The organism is Microbacterium proteolyticum (genome assembly GCF_030818075.1).
Classification (GTDB): domain Bacteria; phylum Actinomycetota; class Actinomycetes; order Actinomycetales; family Microbacteriaceae; genus Microbacterium; species Microbacterium proteolyticum_A.
Genome location: NZ_JAUSZZ010000001.1, coordinates 3,671,004 through 3,688,713 on the forward strand (window position 1 = coordinate 3,671,004; position 17,710 = coordinate 3,688,713).

Annotated in this window: 21 protein-coding genes; 12 read left to right on the top strand and 9 right to left on the bottom strand. The window is 71.1% G+C overall.

The window, feature by feature from the left end:
- Window positions 1-111: 111 nt before the first annotated feature.
- The gene (locus tag QE392_RS16980) at window positions 112-1,140 is read left to right on the top strand and encodes an alcohol dehydrogenase catalytic domain-containing protein (protein ID WP_307453774.1); all 1,029 of its coding nucleotides are present in this window, start codon (window positions 112-114) and stop codon (window positions 1,138-1,140) included.
- Window positions 1,141-1,446: 306 nt separating this feature from the next.
- Window positions 1,447-1,854 carry a RidA family protein gene (locus tag QE392_RS16985; protein WP_307453776.1) on the top strand — a complete coding sequence of 136 codons (408 nt, stop codon included), beginning with the start codon at window positions 1,447-1,449 and terminating at the stop codon, window positions 1,852-1,854.
- 62 nt (window positions 1,855-1,916) lie between these two features.
- On the opposite strand, the gene QE392_RS16990 is transcribed toward QE392_RS16985, so the two are convergent.
- The 5 genes from QE392_RS16990 to QE392_RS17010 all read right to left on the bottom strand — a co-directional run bounded on the left by QE392_RS16990 (window position 1,917) and on the right by QE392_RS17010 (window position 6,141).
- The gene (locus QE392_RS16990; protein WP_307453777.1) at window positions 1,917-2,795 is read right to left on the bottom strand and encodes an ABC transporter permease; all 879 of its coding nucleotides are present in this window, start codon (window positions 2,793-2,795) and stop codon (window positions 1,917-1,919) included.
- Window positions 2,792-3,679 carry an ABC transporter ATP-binding protein gene (locus QE392_RS16995; protein WP_307453780.1) on the bottom strand — a complete coding sequence of 296 codons (888 nt, stop codon included), beginning with the start codon at window positions 3,677-3,679 and terminating at the stop codon, window positions 2,792-2,794. The genes QE392_RS16990 and QE392_RS16995 overlap by 4 nt, the downstream gene beginning before the upstream one ends.
- A gap of 1 nt (window position 3,680) precedes the next feature.
- Window positions 3,681-4,220, bottom strand: a complete 540-nt coding sequence (locus tag QE392_RS17000) for a hypothetical protein (RefSeq protein ID WP_307453781.1) — start codon at window positions 4,218-4,220, stop codon at window positions 3,681-3,683.
- Window positions 4,221-4,384: 164 nt separating this feature from the next.
- Entirely contained in the window at window positions 4,385-4,987 is a 603-nt protein-coding gene (locus tag QE392_RS17005; RefSeq protein ID WP_307453783.1) for a response regulator transcription factor, read from the bottom strand.
- Window positions 4,984-6,141 (bottom strand): sensor histidine kinase, encoded by a 1,158-nt coding sequence (locus tag QE392_RS17010; protein ID WP_307453785.1) that lies wholly within the window; start codon window positions 6,139-6,141, stop codon window positions 4,984-4,986. Before QE392_RS17010 ends, QE392_RS17005 begins: the two co-directional genes overlap by 4 nt.
- A gap of 151 nt (window positions 6,142-6,292) precedes the next feature.
- Between QE392_RS17010 and QE392_RS17015 the strand changes: the two genes are divergently transcribed.
- The 3 genes from QE392_RS17015 to QE392_RS17025 all read left to right on the top strand — a co-directional run bounded on the left by QE392_RS17015 (window position 6,293) and on the right by QE392_RS17025 (window position 8,544).
- Window positions 6,293-6,793: a small multidrug efflux protein gene (locus tag QE392_RS17015; protein WP_307453786.1), complete on the top strand. Its 501-nt coding sequence runs from the start codon at window positions 6,293-6,295 to the stop codon at window positions 6,791-6,793.
- 217 nt (window positions 6,794-7,010) lie between these two features.
- Window positions 7,011-7,727, top strand: coding sequence for a histidine phosphatase family protein (locus tag QE392_RS17020; RefSeq protein ID WP_307453788.1), 717 nt, complete (start codon window positions 7,011-7,013; stop codon window positions 7,725-7,727).
- On the top strand, window positions 7,720-8,544 hold the full coding sequence (locus QE392_RS17025; protein WP_307453790.1) for an ADP-dependent NAD(P)H-hydrate dehydratase: 825 nt from the start codon (window positions 7,720-7,722) through the stop codon (window positions 8,542-8,544). Before QE392_RS17020 ends, QE392_RS17025 begins: the two co-directional genes overlap by 8 nt.
- Here the strand turns inward: QE392_RS17025 and QE392_RS17030 are convergent.
- The 3 genes from QE392_RS17030 to QE392_RS17040 form a co-directional block, all read right to left on the bottom strand.
- Window positions 8,468-9,265, bottom strand: coding sequence for an alpha/beta fold hydrolase (locus QE392_RS17030; RefSeq protein WP_307453793.1), 798 nt, complete (start codon window positions 9,263-9,265; stop codon window positions 8,468-8,470). The genes QE392_RS17025 and QE392_RS17030 overlap by 77 nt on opposite strands.
- A gap of 112 nt (window positions 9,266-9,377) precedes the next feature.
- Window positions 9,378-9,989, bottom strand: a complete 612-nt coding sequence (locus QE392_RS17035) for a DUF305 domain-containing protein (RefSeq protein WP_307453795.1) — start codon at window positions 9,987-9,989, stop codon at window positions 9,378-9,380.
- Window positions 9,990-10,071: 82 nt separating this feature from the next.
- Window positions 10,072-10,683 (bottom strand): hypothetical protein, encoded by a 612-nt coding sequence (locus QE392_RS17040; RefSeq protein WP_307453798.1) that lies wholly within the window; start codon window positions 10,681-10,683, stop codon window positions 10,072-10,074.
- 143 nt (window positions 10,684-10,826) lie between these two features.
- Here QE392_RS17040 and QE392_RS17045 point away from each other — a divergent pair, with 143 nt between their 5' ends.
- The 7 genes from QE392_RS17045 (at window position 10,827) to QE392_RS17075 (ending at window position 17,372) form a co-directional block, all read left to right on the top strand.
- Window positions 10,827-11,870, top strand: coding sequence for a phosphodiester glycosidase family protein (locus QE392_RS17045; RefSeq protein WP_307453799.1), 1,044 nt, complete (start codon window positions 10,827-10,829; stop codon window positions 11,868-11,870).
- A gap of 3 nt (window positions 11,871-11,873) precedes the next feature.
- Complete coding sequence (locus QE392_RS17050) at window positions 11,874-13,184, top strand: bifunctional glycosyltransferase family 2/GtrA family protein (protein WP_307453801.1); 1,311 nt, start codon at window positions 11,874-11,876, stop codon at window positions 13,182-13,184.
- Window positions 13,181-13,858: a DUF4956 domain-containing protein gene (locus QE392_RS17055; protein ID WP_307453803.1), complete on the top strand. Its 678-nt coding sequence runs from the start codon at window positions 13,181-13,183 to the stop codon at window positions 13,856-13,858. The genes QE392_RS17050 and QE392_RS17055 overlap by 4 nt, the downstream gene beginning before the upstream one ends.
- On the top strand, window positions 13,855-14,676 hold the full coding sequence (locus QE392_RS17060) for a polyphosphate polymerase domain-containing protein (RefSeq protein ID WP_307453804.1): 822 nt from the start codon (window positions 13,855-13,857) through the stop codon (window positions 14,674-14,676). The genes QE392_RS17055 and QE392_RS17060 overlap by 4 nt, the downstream gene beginning before the upstream one ends.
- Window positions 14,664-16,244: a carbohydrate-binding domain-containing protein gene (locus QE392_RS17065; RefSeq protein ID WP_307453807.1), complete on the top strand. Its 1,581-nt coding sequence runs from the start codon at window positions 14,664-14,666 to the stop codon at window positions 16,242-16,244. Before QE392_RS17060 ends, QE392_RS17065 begins: the two co-directional genes overlap by 13 nt.
- Window positions 16,245-16,367: 123 nt before the next feature.
- Window positions 16,368-17,006, top strand: coding sequence for a hypothetical protein (locus tag QE392_RS17070; RefSeq protein WP_307453809.1), 639 nt, complete (start codon window positions 16,368-16,370; stop codon window positions 17,004-17,006).
- A 78-nt stretch (window positions 17,007-17,084) separates the two neighbouring features.
- Window positions 17,085-17,372, top strand: a complete 288-nt coding sequence (locus QE392_RS17075; protein WP_307453811.1) for a CBU_0592 family membrane protein — start codon at window positions 17,085-17,087, stop codon at window positions 17,370-17,372.
- An 88-nt stretch (window positions 17,373-17,460) separates the two neighbouring features.
- Here the strand turns inward: QE392_RS17075 and QE392_RS17080 are convergent, their stop codons facing one another.
- Window positions 17,461-17,709, bottom strand: a complete 249-nt coding sequence (locus tag QE392_RS17080; protein ID WP_307453812.1) for a helix-turn-helix domain-containing protein — start codon at window positions 17,707-17,709, stop codon at window positions 17,461-17,463.
- Window position 17,710 lies beyond the last annotated feature (1 nt).

A 17,710-nucleotide genomic window follows, 5' to 3' on the forward strand; every position in this document is an offset into this window, starting at 1 on the left:
CCCCCGACGCTTGCCCCGTCGAACGGAGGGATGCCATGGGCGGTCGCGCGAGAACTGGCGGCCACGACCGGTCGGCAGTAGCGTCACGCGCAACCGACGACGGGAGTCACCGTGCACGCTGCCTTCTTCTCCCGAACCGGCGACCCGTCCGTCATCGAGTGGGTCGAGATGCCCGACCCCGTGCCCGGGCCGGGACAGGTGCGCGTGCGGACCGAGGCGGTGGCCGTAAATGCCGTCGACACGCTGGTGAGATCCGGCCGCTGGAGCACTCCGCTGGCGTTCCCCGTCGCGGTGGGTCGCGATCTGGTCGGGGTCGTCGACCAGATCGGGCCGGGCGTGGGCGGACTGCGTGAAGGCGACCGCGTGTGGACGAGCTCGGCCGGCTACGCCGGGCGCCCCGGCGCGACGGCGGAGCTGGTCGTCGTCGACCGCGATCGTCTGTACCCCGTTCCGGATGCCGCCGACCCCGTCGCCTTCGTCGCGTCACTGCACCCGGCGACCACCGCCGTGGCGGCCCTCCACCTTAGCGCGCGCGTGCAGCCCGGCGAGACGCTCGTCGTCGTCGGAGCCAACGGAGCGGTCGGTGCGGCGCTCGTGCAGGAGGGCGTGGCATCCGGGGCCGACGTGGTCGCGGTCGTCCGCGATGCCCGCTGCGTCGCGACGCTCGAGGAGTGGGGCGCCGAGGTCGTCGTCGCCGACGCGGGGTCGGCGGCCGAAGCGGTGGCGGAGCGCCGACCGGACGGCATCCACGTCTTCATCGACACCACGGGTCGCGCGGACACGGCCTCCGCCGTCAGACGCCTCGCCCCACGCGGACGGGTGATCGTGCTGGCCGGACGGACGTCGGCCGAGATCGACCTGTGGTCGCTGCAGGTGCGCGAGCTGCGGGTCGTGGGGTTCATCCTCAGCGCGCTGGACGCCTCCGAGCTGCGTGAGGTCGCAGAACAGGTGAACGCTCGCTGGGCGGAGGGGCGACCCCTCTTGGCTCAGGTCGGTGGGGTCCTCGGATTCGCGGATGCCGCCGATGCCCACCGACGCATGGAGACAGGCGATCTGCCGCGCACCGCCGACGGCTTCGTCGGGAGGCTCGTGCTGGTGCCGTCCCCACCCTCTTCGGCCGCACCGAGTACAACGCGATGACGGCGCCCAGGATGCCGATCACCAACCCGATCGACATGCCGAAGCCGACGCCGATCGAGGCACGAGCGTGCCGAGGACGGGGCCGGGGATCATGCCGACGACGATTCCGATGATGATGTGGCGCGTGAGTCCGGCGTTCTCTGCTGTCTCGTCCCCCGTGGGGCGCCCCAGGAAATCGGTCTCCGCCTCCGCCAGTGCATGACGACGGGAACGCGCGCCCGCGGCGGTCGCGGCACCGCCGACCTGCTCCGCGGATTCAGAGCGTCTCGCTAGGCTCGGCGGTGCCCGTTACGGAAGGTCTCTTCGATGCCGTCGGCCGTCACCCTCATCCGCTCCCGCGCCCTCGCCGCACGCGCGGAATACGCCTACGCCGCCACCGCACCGGCGAACGCGCGCCTCATCTTCCTTGCGGGTTCCTGTCCGCTCGACGCAGAGGGGGCGACGGTCGGCGTCGGCGACTACGCGGCGCAGGCGGCGATGTGCGTGGAGAACATGCGCACCGCACTGGCGGAGGCCGGTGCCGAAATCACCGACGTCATCAATACGCGCGTGCTCGTCGCCTCAACGCGACAGGTCGACCTCGTCGCGGCGTGGGGAGTCGTGCGCGAGGCATTCGGTGCGCACGATGCGCCGAGCACGCTGCTCGGCGTGACCGTTCTCGGGTACGACGACCAACTGGTCGAGATCGAGGCGGTGGCCGCAGTCGTCGACTGACGGCGGCCGGGGGCGCCGCCGAGGCGAATGACCTCGGCGCGGCCAGGCGAAGCGACCTCGCGTCAACGGATGCGGTGAGCGAGCGCCCGCGCACCGAGCGCGGCGAAGACGACGAACACCACGACGAGCACCGCGACGGCGAGCCAGGGAGTGATCTCGACGTCACCGACGTGCGCCGAGATCCCGTAGAACGCCTTCACCGCATCCATCGCCGGACCCTCGCCGCCGGCCAACGCCTCCAACGCCTGCGCGGTCATCGGCCCGCGGATCAACATCGCCGCCTGCGCGAAGGGGAGTGCGTTGATGCCGTTCACGATGCCGTCCGGAAGAGTCCCGACGGGGATGTACGCCCCGGCGAGGAAGCCGATGATCGTCCCGACCACGGTGGACAGTGCCGCGAAGGCGCCGGAGCTGCGCAGGAAGGTGACCACGAAGCTCGACATGGCAGCGAAGGCCACGCTCGACAGAGCGACGGAGGCGAGCACCTCTCCTGCTTCGCTCGCGGTCATGACCGAACTGCCCTGCGTGAACAGGTAGACCTGCCCCACGACGAGGATGACGAGCGTCATCGTGAGCGAGATGACGAAACTCGACAAGAGGTAGCCCAGAATGAGCTCGACGCGGCGAACCGGCGAGACCAGGAAGTCGCTGAAACGTCCGCTGGCCCGATCGTCGACGAAGACGGTGAGGGCTGCGAGTGCCGTCGTCAGGGTCGTGATCATGGTGATGCCTGCGAACACCCACGCGTTCACGAACCAGGGGATGTCGCTGCTCTCGGCGTTCGGAAAGCGCTCGGTCAGGTTGTCGACCTGCAGATTTCCGAGAAACAGCGCGTACAGCGCGATGAGAATCAGCGCCGACAGAAGGGAGAAGAACACCCCGGCACGGTCTCGGAAGAAGAGGCGGAGGTTCCGCCCGGTGAGGATCGCGATCGATCTCATGCTGCGCGGCCTCCCGTCACGTTGAGGAAGACGTCGTCCATTGTTCCGTGGCGGAACTCGAAGTCTGTGATCTGTGGGGCGAGAAGGATCGTTCTCGCCTGCTCGATGTCGTCTACAGCTACTCGCACGACATCGCCGACGTGTTCCGCCTCGAGACCTTGCGCTTGACACTGCGCGAGAAGGGACGTCAGGTCTGCTGCACGGACGGTGAGCACGCTGCGGCTGAACGAAGAACGGAGCTGCGCCGGAGTCCCCTCGGCGACGACCTCTCCCCGGGCGACGATGCACACCTGATCGGCTCGCTCGGTCTCTTCCATGTAGTGGGTGGTCAGGAACACCGTCGTCGCCCGCGTCTCGCGAAGCTCCCCGATCGCCGACCAGATCTGTTCGCGCGACTGCGGATCGAGTCCCGCAGTAGGTTCGTCGAGGAAGACGACGCTCGGGCGGTGGACGATCGCGCGGGCGATATCAGCCCGGCGCTTCTGTCCTCCGGAGAGCACGCCGTAGCGACGGTCGAGGAAGTCGTCGAGGCCGACGAGCTCGGAGAGTTCTTGGATCCGCTCGGTCGCCTCCCGACGTCGCAACCCGTAGAAGCCGGCGCGTGTCGCCAGATTCTCTCGAACCGTGAGGAGCGGATCCAGAACCGACTGCTGGAAGACGGCGCCGATGACCTCGCGCGTCCCATTCGGATCGTCGACGACGTCGCGGCCGTGCACGCGGATCGTGCCCGACGTGGGTCGCAGGATCGTGGTGATGCAGCCGATCGTCGTGCTCTTGCCCGCCCCGTTGGCACCGAGGAAGGCGAAGAGCGACCCCGTGGGGACCTCGAACGACAGACCGCGGACGGCCTCGAAGGAGCCGTAACTCTTTCTGAGATGCTTCACGTCAATGGCCATGGTTGCCCCTGTCGTTCTCGGTGCCGCGGCTGGCGGACGGTTCAGACGCTCGCGTGGTCGTCCGCGCGGAGAGGGTGCGCGAGCCGAACCACGCGAATGCGATCAAGACGAGCGCACCGCCCGACAGCAGACCGTCGAAGATCCCTGCCGGAAGCAGGAAGATCATGAGCGCGAGGGTCACCCCGCACATCACGGCTGTCACGGCGAGACCCCACAGGCGGTCACGCAGGATGCCGACACCCCCGAGAACCCGAAGGACGCCGAAGATCCCGCTCATGATCATGAGCAGGTACAAGTTGTCCTGAAAGTACGGCAGCGCGAAGCGGACGTGTTCGCCCACATCGCCCGGCTCGACGCGCAGAAGCAGGAGAACAGGAAGCGCGAAGAATGCGCTCATCTCCATGACTGCGCCCTGTGTGATCACGAGCCAGGCCGCGACGCGGTACCGCACGTCGACCCGGCGTCCGCGGCTCGCTGGACGCGACGGACGACCGCCTGTTCGAGGCTCGCGCGCGGGGGTCGTGGGCATGTCCGCATGTTAATGACCGGTCACGTCGCTCCGGTCGACGCACGAGCGGGACCCGCGATTCGGAGAGGTTTCCGCGGCTCATCTTCGCCCACGGGTGAAGCGGGGCGAGAATTCTCGTCGCCCTCGACGTCGCCCCGACGAGTGCGCCGCCCCGGGCCTGCCCTCTAGATCCACCCCCGCTCGCGCGCATGAATCGTCGCCTGCTGCCGACTCGCCAGGCCGAGTTTGCCGAGCACCGACGAGACGTGGTTGCGCACCGTCCCGGCCGACAAGTGCAGGGCCGTCGCGATCTCGGCGACCGTCTCCCCGCGCGCGCCGGCGCGCAGCACGTCGAGCTCGCGGTCGGTGAGGGGGCTCCGCTCGTCGCTCAGGGCGTCGGCGGCGATCTCGGGGTCGACGTAGCGGCGCCCGGCGGCGACTTCGCGGATCACCGCGGCCACGTCATCGGCGGGGCGGGACTTCGGTAGGAAGCCGTCGACGCCGGCTCCGAGCGCCCGACGCAGCACTCCGGGTCGCGCGTGACGCGTGACGATGACGCACCGCGACGGCACCCGCCGGAGGATCCGCGCGGCGGTGTCGACGCCGTCGAGACCGGGCATCTCGAGGTCGAGCAGGCACACGTCGGGGCGTAGACGTTCGGCCTCGGCGAGCGCGCTCTCGCCGTCGCGGCACTCGGCGACGACCTCGAGGTCGTCCTCCAGTCGCAGCAACGCGGCGAGGGCCGTGCGGATCATGTCCTCGTCGTCGGCGATCAGCACGCGGATCACGCCGCCACCTCCTCGGGCACCCGAACGGTGAGACGGAATCGGTCGCCGAGGCGGACGGCATCCATCGTCCCTCCGACCGCTCCGACGCGGTCGGCGATCCCGGAAAGCCCGGCCCCGTCGCCGACGTCTACGGCGGAGCGGGAGTCGTTCTCGACGACGAGCACCCACGACCCCTCGTGACGGGCGAGGGAGAGGGATGCCGCGCCACCACCGCCGTGCTTGAGCACGTTGGTCGTGGCTTCGCGGACGACCGGGCCGAGCACGTCGGCAGGCGCCCGGCCGGCCTCGGTGTCGACGAGCAGGTCGACGCCCAGGCCGGCGGCGCGGAGCAGGTCGGCGGCGTTCGCGAGCTCGTCGGGCAGGGGCACTCCGCGGAACCGCGCGGCGAGATCGCGGGTGCCCCGCCGGGCGTCGTCGACGCTCACCCGGGCCGCGCGCACCTGCTCGAGCGCGGCATCCGGGTCACGCGCCATCATCTTCTCGGCGAGCTCGAGCTGCAGCGCGATCACCTGCAGGTGGTGTCCCTGCAGGTCGTGCAGGTCGCTCGCGAGGCGCAGGCGCTCCTGCGCGGCGGCGAGTCGTCCCTCGGCGCGACGCGCGCGGTCGAGCTCGCGCACGATGTCCCACCACCACAGCGACGTCGCCGACAGCGGAGGAAGCATCGCGATGAACAGAGCGAGTCCGAACGCGGCGGCGACGAGACCGTCGGGGTTGAGGCGGGTGGCATCCACGATCCAGGTCGCGACGATCACTCCGATGAGCAGCACGACCATGCGCAGCCGGATGCCGACCCGCCAGCGCACGAGACACAGCGCCTGCGCCGCGAGGGCCACGGCGAGCAGCAGCGACCCGGCAGCGGCCCCGGCCAGAGCGCCGAAGGCGACACCGACGAGCAGCGGGAGCCACCCGGGCCGCACGGCGTCGCCGTCGTCGAGCGGCTCGCGCCGGTAGCGCAGGAGAAGAAGGACAGCGGATGCCGTGGCACCCGCCGCCCCGACCAGGTACGGCGTCGCCGACAGCGGCGTGCCGTCGAGGATCACGGCCACCGCCCAGATCCCCAGGCCGAACACCTGCAGCGAAAGGATCGACGCGACGGTGTACCACCACGTCGCCCGCACGTCGCGGGCGTAGGCGGCGGCGGAGGAGGTGCTCACCCCGGCCACTGTACGGCCGTGACATTCGTCACGGGTGGCCCCGCGCATCCTCCCGCGCGGTCGTGACACCGCGACACTGCCGCGGGCGTCCCGCCATGGGTGGGATGGGATCACCGCGGAACACGCCGCGGCCGATCCCCCCGGAGCAGTCATGTCGAACCCCCTCAGCGATCTCGTCCTCGGCTTTCAGGGCCTGGTCGCCGACGTTCCCGATCTCGTGCAGCCGGTCATCGTCGCCCTCGCCGGCGCGGTGCCGTTCATCGAGGGCGAGGGCGCCGCGGCTATCGGCATCGTCGGCGGGATCAACCCGGTCGTCGCCGCTATCGCCGGCGCGGTCGGCAACCTCATCTGCGTCGCGATCGTCGTGTTGGCGACCTCGCGGGTGCGCACCGCGGTCACCACGCGCCGCGGGGCGCCCGAGAAGCCCGTCACCGCCCGCCGTCAGAAGTTCGAGCGCGCGTACCACCGCTACGGAACCCCCGGTGTCAGCCTGCTCGGACCACTGCTGCTGCCCACCCAGTTCACCGCGGCCGCGCTCACCTCGACGGGAGTCCCGCCGGTACGCGTGATCGCGTGGCAGGCCGCCGCGATCGTGCTGTGGACGACCGTCGTCACGCTGATCGTCGCCGGCGTCATCCGCATCGCGGCCTGACTCCCGGGAACGGAACGCCGCTGCCGGGCAGGCGAGGCGACGACGCCTCGCGTGCCCGTGCGGGGCGGCCGCGTCCGACCGGGCGGCACCCGACACCTCGCCGCAGCCCGAATCGACCAGCCTGACTCGTGGCATCCCCACTTCGCCGTCTGCCTTGGAGCCGCCTCGGCTGTCAACGCCCGCGCGCCGATGCCGCACGTCGTCTTAGCGTCGCGCAATGGCAGTGACGCGACTCTGGCTGATTCGACACGGAGAGAGCGAAGGGAACGTGGCGGCGTCGGAGGCCGATCGCACCGGGTCCCCGGTGATCGCGCTCGACATCCGCGACGCCGACGTGGAGCTCTCCCCCACCGGCCGCGACCAGGCCGAAGCGCTCGGCACCTGGCTGCGCTCGGTCGCGTCCGACGTCGACGAGTACTGGGTGTCGCCGTACCGCCGCGCGCGGCAGACCCTGGCGATCGCGCTGGACGACGTGCCCACGGCATCCCAGGCGCTCGTCGACGAGAGACTGCGCGACCGGGAGCTCGGCATCCTGGATCTGCTCACCTGGCAGGGCGTGCAGGAGCTTCACCCGGAAGAAGCCGCTCGCCGGCGCCACCTGGGCAAGTTCTTCCACCGGCCGCCGGGCGGGGAGTCGTGGGCCGATGTCGCGCTGCGGCTGCGGTCGTTCTTCCGCGATGCGCTCGAGCGACCCGCGCCGACCGTCGTGGTCGTCGCGCACGACGCCGTGATCATGCTGATCCTGTACATCCTGCTGAACCTCGATGAGGCGAAGCTCCTCGCGTTCGCCGCGAGCCACACCGTGCGCAACGCCTCGGTGACCGAACTCGTCCACAACGACGAGGGCTGGAAGCTCGTCACCTTCTCGGCCGTCGACCACCTCGAGAGTCAGGGCGCCGACGTCACCGTGCACTCCGGAGAAGACGATGTCTGAGCCCGTCACCTTGCAACTGCTGCGCGAATGGGGCCTACCCGATGCGGGCGGGTCGAAGAAGTCGCGCGGCCAGGTCGTCGTGGTGGGCGGATCGCCGCGTTCGCCCGGCGCCGTGCTCCTCTCGGCCGAGGCGTCGCTGCGCGTCGGCGCTGGCCGCGTCGGTCTCGCCGTACCCGCCGAGCTCGCGCCGCAGCTGGGCCCGGCGATGCCCGAAGCAGGTGTCTACGGCCTCCCGGCCGGCTCCGGGCCGCTCGACGACGCGCTGCGTTCGGCCCTGGAATCCGCGGATGCCGTGCTCCTCGGCCCGGGTTTCGATGATCCGGATGCCACCCGCGCGGCGCTGCAGACCGTGGCCGACGCCGACATCGACCGGCTCGTGCTCGACGCCTTCGCCCTCGGCATCCTGCCGACCTTCGACCGCGGCATCCTTCCCACCGACCTGCTGATCAATGCCAACGAAGAAGAGGCCGCCCTGCTGCTCGAGCGCGATCTGGGCGACGACCGGGAGGCGGACGTCGCAGACATCGCCCGCCGCTACGACGCCGTCGTGCACTGCTTCGGAACGGTCGCGCACCCCGACGGGCGCTGCTGGCAGGCCGAGCCAGGCGGCTCGGGACTCGGCACCGCGGGCAGCGGCGACGTGCTGTCGGGAGCGATCACGGGCTTCGCCGCCCTCGGAATGGATGCCGAACGCGCGGCCGTCTGGGGCGGGTGGACCCATGCGCGCGCCGGCGACCGCCTCACCGAACGTCTCGGTGTGGGGTTCCTCGCTCGGGATCTGCTGCCGGAGCTGACCGCGGTCGTGCACGAGAGCTGACGGCGCGGATCCGCTCCGCCGTCTCGCGCGGTGCGGTGAAGTGCGCGAGGTGTCGGTGACCGGTGATGACCGCGACCTCGGCGTCGGGGGCGCGTGCCGCCAGCCGCACCGCCCATTCCTGTGCGGCGATCGGGTCGTTCGAGCCCCGCAGGACGAGCAGGGGCGGTGCGAGCGTCGCCACCCGGTCCTCAATCGGGTACCGCAGCATGTGCACCGCCTGCCGCGCGTACCAAACGGGTCCGCAGCGCAGATAGTCGCTGACGACGATGCCGTTCAGTCGCGGCGGCTCGAGCGCGGAGTCGCGGGCCAGCAGCAGCGCCTGCGTGAGCGCGCGGCGCCGCGCGCTGTCGACCACCGGCCCGAGCGCGACGATGCCCCGCGCCAGGTCGGGTCGCTGCTGCGCGAGTTCGACCACCCACTGCGATCCCATCGACTGCCCGACCAGCACGGCGTCGCGCACTCCCAGCTCGTCGAGCACGTGGCCGAGGGCATCGGCCGTCTCGCGGATGCCGGGTACCCAGCCCGGCTTCGGCACCCCGCCGAAGCCCGGCAGGTCGACGGCGTGCACCTCGGCGTCCTCGGCCAGCGCCACGTGCAGGCGGGTGTAGTAGCGGTGCGACATCCCGATGCCGTGGACGAGCACGTAAGCCGGAGCGCCCGACCGCCGGGTCGAGAAGGAGCGGAACGCGAGTCCGTTCACGGAGTGGTGCTGGGTGGTCACGCCGGTCACCGTAAGCGCCGCAAGCGGAAAGACGTCCGGGGGTTGCTGAGGGCCCTGATCGGATGGAGGCGGTGGGGCGCCGTCCGCTCGGAGACGGCGCCCCACCCGGGCATCAGGACAGCTCGCTCAGCAGCTGCTCCATCTCGGCGATCTCTGCCGTCTGCGTCTCGACGATGCTCTCCGCGAGCGCGACGGCATCGGCGTTCGAGCCGTCATCGATCTCGTCCTGCGCCATCTCCACCGCACCACGGTGGTGCTCGATCATCTGCGACAGGAAGAGGCGGGCGGCCTCGCTGCCCGACGCGGCGTCGAGCGCCTGCATGTCGTCTTCGCTCATCATGCCGCTGCCGTGGTGCATGCCGTCACCGTCGGTCAGCGCGGCGCCCCAGTCGCTCAGCCATCCCTGCATCGTCTCGATCTCGGGTTGCTGTGCGGCCTTGATCTCGGTCGCGAGAGCGGTGACGCGCTCGTCGACGCCGTCCTTCGCCAGAAGGGTGTCCGACATCTCGACGGCCTGCTGGTGGTGCGGGATCATCATGCTCGTGAACATGACGTCGGCCTCGGTGGCGTCGGCCTGGGGAGCGGCGTCGTCGGAGGTGGATGCCGTGGCACCGCCGCCGTGGTCCATGCCGGGCATGCTGTCGGATCCGCCGCCGCTGCACCCGGCGAGCAGGAGCAGGGCGGTGAGGGTGAGTGCGGCGGTCGCCGCGGAACGGTTCTTCATGGTGTGTTCTCCAGGGTCGGTGATGAGGCCCGAGGGTGATCGGGCGGTTCGCGCTGCCCGCGCGGAGCGGGCCGGCGCATCCTCACGTGCGACGGATGCAGAGAACGGTGAGTGAGGGCGGCGGGAGCGCGTGCGCCACGACCGACCATGAGAACGGTCGCGTCCGCCTCAAGAGCACGCGCAGGCTCTCGGACCGCATCGCCGCTGCGGCGACGAACGCGATCACCGCGGCGAGCAGCGCCAGAACGCATGTCATCCAGGCCATCGTGTGCTCGCCCGACGGGGCGTGACCGTCGTGGGCGGCCCGGGGCGGCGTCGCCGCCGGGTGCGCGGAGACGATCTCGGATGCCGTGGGCTCGCCTCCGTGAGTGTGACCGGTGGCCGTTCCCCCGTGCGACACGACGGAGTCGAACTCGGCAGCTCGGCCGGCCGCCGCCCCCGCATGCGACACGACGGAGTCGAACTCGGCAGCTCGGGCGACCGTCATCCCCTCGTGCGACGCGGCAATGTCGGGCGCGGCACCGTGGGCGACCGTCGGAGCGTGTGCGGTGGCCACGGCGTGGCCCGCGGCGGTGCTGTGGGTGTTCAGTGCGTGCATCGCCAGCAGTCCGGCGATGACGATGACGCTCAGGAGCGCGAGGTGCAGGAGTCTGCGCGGATCGCGAAGGTGTGCGGCCACCGCGATGAGCGACATGCGCACCTCCCTTCGTCGACACCAGGGTAGGCGCTACCTGTGACCGGAGGGGCCGCTCCGCTCATACGGCATCCATAGCTTCTCTTGGCTCCGGGCAGGCATCCCTGAGGGAGCGGGCAGGGCGCGACGCCTTTCCTGGTGCCATGCACCCCGCAGACGACACCCCCGACATCCCGACCGAAGCCGCTTCGGCACAGGCGCGCCGTCCGACCCGCTCGCCCCTGCTCGCCCCGACGGACAACCGCGCGAAGAGGCGCCGCGTCACCCGTCGCGCCTTTCTCGCAGGCGGACTGACGGTTGCGCTCGTCGCCGGCGGTTCCGCGGCGTGGGCGGCGAACCGCTTCCTCGTCCCTCACGTGGAGGTCGCCGACGTCGCGGCGTACGAAGCGGAGCACTCCGCGGTGGCCAGCGCCGAGCCGACGGAGACGGCGACCGCGACGGCCTCGGCCACCCTCACCGACATGAGCTACAGCGACGGATCGACCTCGGTCACGGTGTCGACGGTCACGACCGACACGCTCACCTACTACGTCGCCGACGTCGTGCTGGGCGACGCGACCGACCTGCGCTCCGCATTCGCGAACAACCAGTTCGGCGAGAACATCACGCAGACGACGAGCGAGATCGCCGCGGCCAACGGGGCGGTGTTCGCGATCAACGGCGACTACTACGGCTTCCGCTCAACGGGTATCGAGATTCGCAACGGCGTGGTGTATCGCGACGAGGGCGCCCGGCAGGGCCTCGCCTTCTACACCGACGGTCACGTCGAGGTGTACGACGAGACGCAGACCACGGCCGCCGAGCTGCTGGCATCCGGGGTCTGGAACACCCTCAGCTTCGGGCCCGCGATCGTCGAGAACGGCGAGGTGGTCGACGGCATCGACAGCGTCGAGGTCGACACGAACGTCGGAAACCACTCGATCCAGGGCGACCAGCCCCGCACGGCGGTCGGCGTCATCGACGACAACCACCTCGTCTTCGTCGTCGTCGACGGCCGGCAGGAGGGCTATAGCGAGGGCGTGACGCTGCCCGAGCTCGCCGACATCATGCTCTCGCTCGGCGCGACGACCGCCTACAACCTCGACGGCGGCGGCTCATCGACCATGTACTTCAACGGCCAGGTGGTGAACTCGCCCTCCAACGGCGGCGAGCGCGGCACGAGCGACATCCTCTACGTGGCGGGCTGAGCGGTGTTCGTGCTCATCCCCGCCTTCGAGCCGGGCCCGCGGATGCCGGCCCTCGTCACCGAACTGCTCCGCGCCGACCCCGACCTCGATGTGCTCGTGGTCGACGACGGCAGCGGCCCGGCGTTCGCTCCGGCGTTCGCCGCGGCGCGTTCCGCCGGCGCCCGAGTGATCGCCCACGCCCGCAACCGCGGTAAGGGAGCGGCGCTCAAGACGGGCTTCGCCCACATCACCGCCCAGAACCCGGATGCCGACGTCGTCACCGCCGACGCCGACGGCCAGCACACGCCGGCCGACGTGTGCCGCGTGGCCGACGCCCTGCGCCGCGACGCGGCCGACGGGCGTAGCGCCCTCGTGCTGGGTGTCCGCGGCTTGCGCGGCGAGGTGCCGTTGCGCAGCCGCCTCGGCAACGCGGCGGCCCGGGGGCTGTTCCGCCTCGCCACCGGGCGCCGGCTCAGCGACACCCAGACCGGGCTCCGCGGCATCCCGTCCGACCGCCTGCCGTGGGCGCTCGGCATCCCCGGGGACGGCTTCGAGTACGAGCAGCGGATGCTCCTGCGCCTGGGCCCCGACCAGCTCGCCGCGCACGAGGTGCCGATCGACACGGTCTACCTCGACCGCAACGCCTCGAGCCACTTCCGGCCGGTGCGCGACTCGCTGCGCGTGCTGCTGCCGGTGCTGCTGTTCGCGTCTTCGTCGCTCGCGGCCTTCGCCGTCGATACCGTCGCGTTGTTGGTGCTGCAAGCGCTGACCGGCTGGCTCGTGCCCTCGATCGTCGCTGCGCGGGTGTTGTCGGCCACCGCGAACTTCGTGGTCAACCGCCGCGTCGTCTTCCGGGCGCGGGGCGGGTCGATGCTTCCGCAGGCCGTGCGCTACGGCGTTCTCGCGCTCGCGCTGCTGGCCTCGAACATCGCGTGGATGTCGTTCCTCACCGACAACGGGCTGGCCCTGCTGCCGGCCAAGGTCGTGACCGAGGGCGTGCTGTTCGTCCTCAGCTACGGCGTGCAGCGCGCGCTGGTCTTCCCTCGAACGGATGCCGGGCCCCCGGCGCGCCCGCCGATGTCACGGCCGGACCGGCCCCATGCCCCGGCTTCCCCGCCAGCCCCGGTCCCTCAGCCCGCACCCCAGGTCCCTGAGCCCGTCGAGGGGACCGGCGCCCGCGTCACCCCCGGAGGCGTCGACGAGCTCAGCCTCCTCGCACCACCCCAGGTTCTTGAGCCCGTCGAAGGGACCGGCCCCCACCCCGCGCCCGGCGACTTCGACAGGCTCAGCCCCCTCCGTTCCACCCCCCAGACCCCCGCAAGGAGCACCTCATGACCACCACCGCCCTCCTCCTGGCCGCGACCGACCTTCTCGCCGCCGTCCTGCTCAGCGCCATCTACTTCCAGCGTCACCGCCGTCGAGACCTGGTCGTCGCCTTCCTGGGCGTCAACGTCGGAGTGCTCGCCGTCGCGACGGTTCTGGGCACGGCCGAGGTCGCGCTCGGCCTGGGACTCGGGCTCTTCGGCGTGCTGTCGATCATCCGCCTCCGTTCGAGCGAGATCACTCAACGCGAGGTCGCCTACTACTTCGCCGCCCTCGCGATCGGACTCATCTGCGGTCTGCCACACACCGACCTCGGCGCTCCTTTTCTTCTCGTCGGCCTCATCGTCGCCGTCCTCGCCGTCGCCGATCACCCGCGCGTCCTGTCGCGCTCGCGTCACCAGACCGTGCACCTCGACCGTGCGATCGCCGATGAGTCCGAGCTGCGCGCCGAGCTCGAGCGCCTGCTCGACGGCGAGGTCACCGGCCTCACCGTGCAGCAGCTGGACCTCGTCGACGACACGACGCTGGTCGACGTGCGGTACCGGGTGCGCGCGGCCGGCTCCTCCCGTCGCGACAACGCGGGCGGCAGCGGGTCGGCCCTGACCGGCACCCTCCCCGTTCCCGCGAACGCTGCCACGGGCCCCGCCCACCGCTCCTTCGCCGACCTCCTCGGGGGCACCCGATGAACGCCCGCGACCGCGCCGCGGACGCCATCGCCGCCTTTCCCGCGATCGGCCTCGACGCCCTCACGACCGACGCCGCCCTCCTCACCCGCGTCGACCGCAAGTACGTCGTGCCGATGGATGCCACGGCATCCCTCCTCCACACCCTCACCCACGCCGAGGAAGCCCCTGCCGCCCTCGAGATCGGCGGCGAGCGCGAGCTCGCCTACCGCTCCGTGTACTTCGACACCCCCGACCTGTTGAGCTTCCGTCTCGCGGCCCACGGGCGCCGGCGCCGGTTCAAGCTCCGCACCCGCACCTACGTCGACACCGGTGCCGCGTACCTCGAGCTCAAGACGCGCGGCGCCCGCGGCCTCACCCGGAAGGACCGCGACGCGTACGACCTCGACGCCGCCGACCGGCTCACCGCCGAGGCCCGCGACGAGGTGGCCGAGGCCCTCGGCGCGATCGGCGTCGAACCGCACCGCGCCGACGACCTCGACGCCCGGCTGCAGACCCACTACCGCCGCACGACGCTGCTGCTGCCGGGCACAATCCCCTCGCGAGCGACCATCGACCTCGACCTCCGCTGGGTCGGCGCCGATGGCGGAGGGTTCACGCTCCCCCGCTTCGCCATCGTCGAGACCAAATCGCCGGGGCAAGCCGGCGCTCTCGACCGCGCCCTCTGGCGCGCCGGGCACCGGCCTCAGCGCATCAGCAAGTACGCCACCGGCATGGCCGCCCTCCGCTCCGACCTCCCCCGCAATCGCTGGACCCGCGTGCTCACCGGGCCCTTCGCCTCCTCCCACCCCACCCGAAAGAACATCTCATGCGTCGCCTGATCCCCCTCACCCTGCCCCTCGCCCTGGCCGGCCTCGTGCTCGCCGGATGCGCCGTCACCGCCCAGCCCACCTCGACCGCGACCCGGACCGCCGAGGCATCCAGTGTCGAGACAAGTGTGCAGACCACCTCCGACATCGACTCCACGATCCCCGCGGCCGCCGCCGACGTCATCGCGGCGAACGCCGACGGCACGGTCGTGAACGACGACGAATGGAGCATCGCGGATGCCGAGACCATCACGCTCGCCGGCTCCACGGCATCCAGCGACTCCGCGGGAGTGAGCGTCGACGGCTCGACCGTCACGATCACCGCCGCCGGGGTCTACGAACTGAGCGGAACGCTCGACGGGAACGTGGTCGTCGCCGCCCCCGACGACGCGCAGGTGGTCCTCGTGCTCGACGACGCGACAATCGCCAGCACCTCGGGCGCGGCGATCCAGGTCGTGACCGCCGACGACGTCGCCATCAACCTCGCCGCCGGCTCGACGAACACCGTGACCGCGGCGACCTCCGCCGACGCCGACGCGAGCGCCGCGATCTACGCCGACAGCGACCTCACCCTCTCGGGCTCCGGGGCGCTGACCGTCACCGACACCGGCAACGACGGCATCTCGGCCACCGACGACCTCGCCGTCATCGGCGGGACGATCACGGTGGACGCCTCCGACGACGCCCTCCGCGGCAAGGACTCCCTCGTCGTGCAGGACGGCACGCTCACCCTCACCGCCGGCGGCGACGCGCTGAAGAGCGACCAGACCGACGACGCCACCCAGGGCTCCGTCTGGATCGCCGGTGGCACCGTCACCGCCACCGCGGCCGACGACGGCATCGACGCGTGGACCGACGCGCTGATCACGGGCGGCAGCGTGACTCTCGCGACCGACGACGACGGCATCCATTCCGAGATCGCGCTGGCCATCTCCGGAGGCGATGTCACGATCAGCCGATCGAACGAGGGCATCGAGTCGGGCGACATCCGCATCGCCGGCGGCACCACCTCCGTCACCGCGTCCGACGACGGCGTGAATGCGTCGGGCGGCACGACGACGAGCTCGGGCGGCACGGGCGGCGGCATGCAGGACACCGGCGAGAGCCTCACCATCTCGGGCGGCACCCTCGTGGTCGACGCCGAGGGCGACGGCCTCGACTCCAACGGCAGCATCACGATGACCGGCGGAGACGTCACCGTTCACGGCCCCACCGGCCAGGGCAACGGCGCGCTCGATTCGAACGGCGGCATCGACGTCTCCGGCGGCACGCTGGTCGCGATCGGCAGCAGCGGCATGGCCGAGTCCCCCGACGAGTCGTCGGCGCAGGGCTGGCTGGCCGCGACCGTCTCGGGCTCCGCGGGCTCGACGGTTCGGATCACGGATGCCACGGGCGCGGTCATCGCCGAGTACACCGCCGAGAAGGCCTTCGCGACGGTGGTGTTCTCGTCGTCGGCGATCACCGACGGTCAGTCGTACACGGTGACCGTGGACGGTTCCGCGACATCGGTCACCGCCGGTGTCGCGGTGGCCGGCGGAATGGGAATGGGAGGAGGCGGCATGGGCGGCGGTCGGCCGTGATCGTGGCGAGGACGGGCTCGGGCGAAATGCCCGAGCCCGTGCTCGCGGGGCCGCTGGCTCGTCCGGAGCGTCACCGTCGTCACGGTGGCGCATTCAGCGACCACCGCATGCCAGAGTGACGACGTGAAACTGTATTCCGACTTCGCCGCGCAGCGCGCACGTCAGCTCACGGCCGACATCATCGCTCTCGCGCTCATCGCGGTCAGCATCGCGACGGGCATCGTCGTCTTCTCGACCGTGAACCAGCTCGCGCAGTTCGGTCGTCAGATGCAGACCGCAGGCGCGGATTTCCGCACGTCGATGACGGACGTCGGTGACAGGTTGGGCGGGATTCCCCTGATCGGGGAGGGCATCAGCGCGCCCTTCGATACGGCCAGCTCCGCCGGCGACACGTTGGCCTCCGCCGGACAGACCCAGCAAGATCTGGTGCTGCAGGCCGCCATCGCGCTCGGCGTGGGGGTGGCCGCCCTGCCCATCCTCATCGTCCTCCTGGTCTGGCTCGTGCCACGCCTGCGCTTCATCACGCGGGCGTCGCGCACCCGCACGCAGATCCGGGCCGGCCTCGATACGGATCTCCTCGCGCTCCGCGCATTGACGAATCAGAAGGTCGACGCGATCACGAAGATCGACCCCGATGCGCTCGGAGCCTGGCGTCGAGGAGACCCCGAGGTGACGCGGCGTCTCGCCGGTCTCGAGCTGCGCGCCGCCGGCATCCGGGTGCCACGACCGAACGCCGTCGGCGTTGATCGTCGGCACCGCTGACGCGACGCGAATTCCGCGAAAGCCCCGCCGACTGGCATCCTGCCCCCAGAGGAAGTGGAGGCCACCATGGAGATCGTCATGGCAATCATCGGCTGGGTGGGGACGGTGATGCTCGTCGCGGCCTACGCACTGTTGACCGCGGGCAGACTGACCGCCGGCGGATGGATCTACCAGTCGATGAACCTCGTGGGAGGCCTCGCGCTGCTGATCAACTGCATCTCGCTCTCGGCGTGGCCGTCGGCCGCCCTGAACCTCGTCTGGTTCGGCATCGGTCTGGTGGGGCTTGTGCGCAGCCGCCGGCGCAGGGCGGTCCGCGAGCCGCTGCAGACAGGCGCCTCCCCCGCTCGCGCTGCATCAGCTGAGTGAGGCGGACTCGATCTCGAGCGGCGACCGCGACGTCACGCGCCGGCTCGCGCTGAGGCCCGTCGGCATCCGCTGCCCCTGAGGGCGGCTTTCAGGCTCGAGTGCCGGCCAGCGCCGAGTCCTCCGCGGGCTCGGCTTCGGGCTCCCAGCGCAGCAGATCACCGGGCTGGCAGTCGAGCACCTCGCAGAGCGCGCCGAGCGTCGAGAACCGTACCGCCTTCGCCCGCCCGTTCTTGAGGACGGCGAGGTTGGCAGGGGTGATGCCGATCCGCTCCGCGAGCTCGCCGACGCCCATCTTTCGGCGCGCGATCATCACGTCGATGTCGATGATGATCGGCACG

Coding starts and splice junctions, on each gene's coding strand:
- QE392_RS17065 (WP_307453807.1), top strand. CDS start 14,664: ATGCGTCGCCTGATCCCCCTCACCCTGCCCCTCGCCCTGGCCGGCCTC.
- QE392_RS17020 (WP_307453788.1), top strand. CDS start 7,011: ATGGCAGTGACGCGACTCTGGCTGATTCGACACGGAGAGAGCGAAGGG.
- QE392_RS16985 (WP_307453776.1), top strand. CDS start 1,447: ATGCCGTCGGCCGTCACCCTCATCCGCTCCCGCGCCCTCGCCGCACGC.
- QE392_RS17035 (WP_307453795.1), bottom strand. CDS start 9,989: ATGAAGAACCGTTCCGCGGCGACCGCCGCACTCACCCTCACCGCCCTG.
- QE392_RS16990 (WP_307453777.1), bottom strand. CDS start 2,795: ATGAGATCGATCGCGATCCTCACCGGGCGGAACCTCCGCCTCTTCTTC.
- QE392_RS17040 (WP_307453798.1), bottom strand. CDS start 10,683: ATGTCGCTCATCGCGGTGGCCGCACACCTTCGCGATCCGCGCAGACTC.
- QE392_RS17015 (WP_307453786.1), top strand. CDS start 6,293: ATGTCGAACCCCCTCAGCGATCTCGTCCTCGGCTTTCAGGGCCTGGTC.
- QE392_RS17060 (WP_307453804.1), top strand. CDS start 13,855: ATGAACGCCCGCGACCGCGCCGCGGACGCCATCGCCGCCTTTCCCGCG.
- QE392_RS17075 (WP_307453811.1), top strand. CDS start 17,085: ATGGCAATCATCGGCTGGGTGGGGACGGTGATGCTCGTCGCGGCCTAC.
- QE392_RS17055 (WP_307453803.1), top strand. CDS start 13,181: ATGACCACCACCGCCCTCCTCCTGGCCGCGACCGACCTTCTCGCCGCC.
- QE392_RS17025 (WP_307453790.1), top strand. CDS start 7,720: ATGTCTGAGCCCGTCACCTTGCAACTGCTGCGCGAATGGGGCCTACCC.
- QE392_RS17000 (WP_307453781.1), bottom strand. CDS start 4,220: ATGCCCACGACCCCCGCGCGCGAGCCTCGAACAGGCGGTCGTCCGTCG.
- QE392_RS17045 (WP_307453799.1), top strand. CDS start 10,827: ATGCACCCCGCAGACGACACCCCCGACATCCCGACCGAAGCCGCTTCG.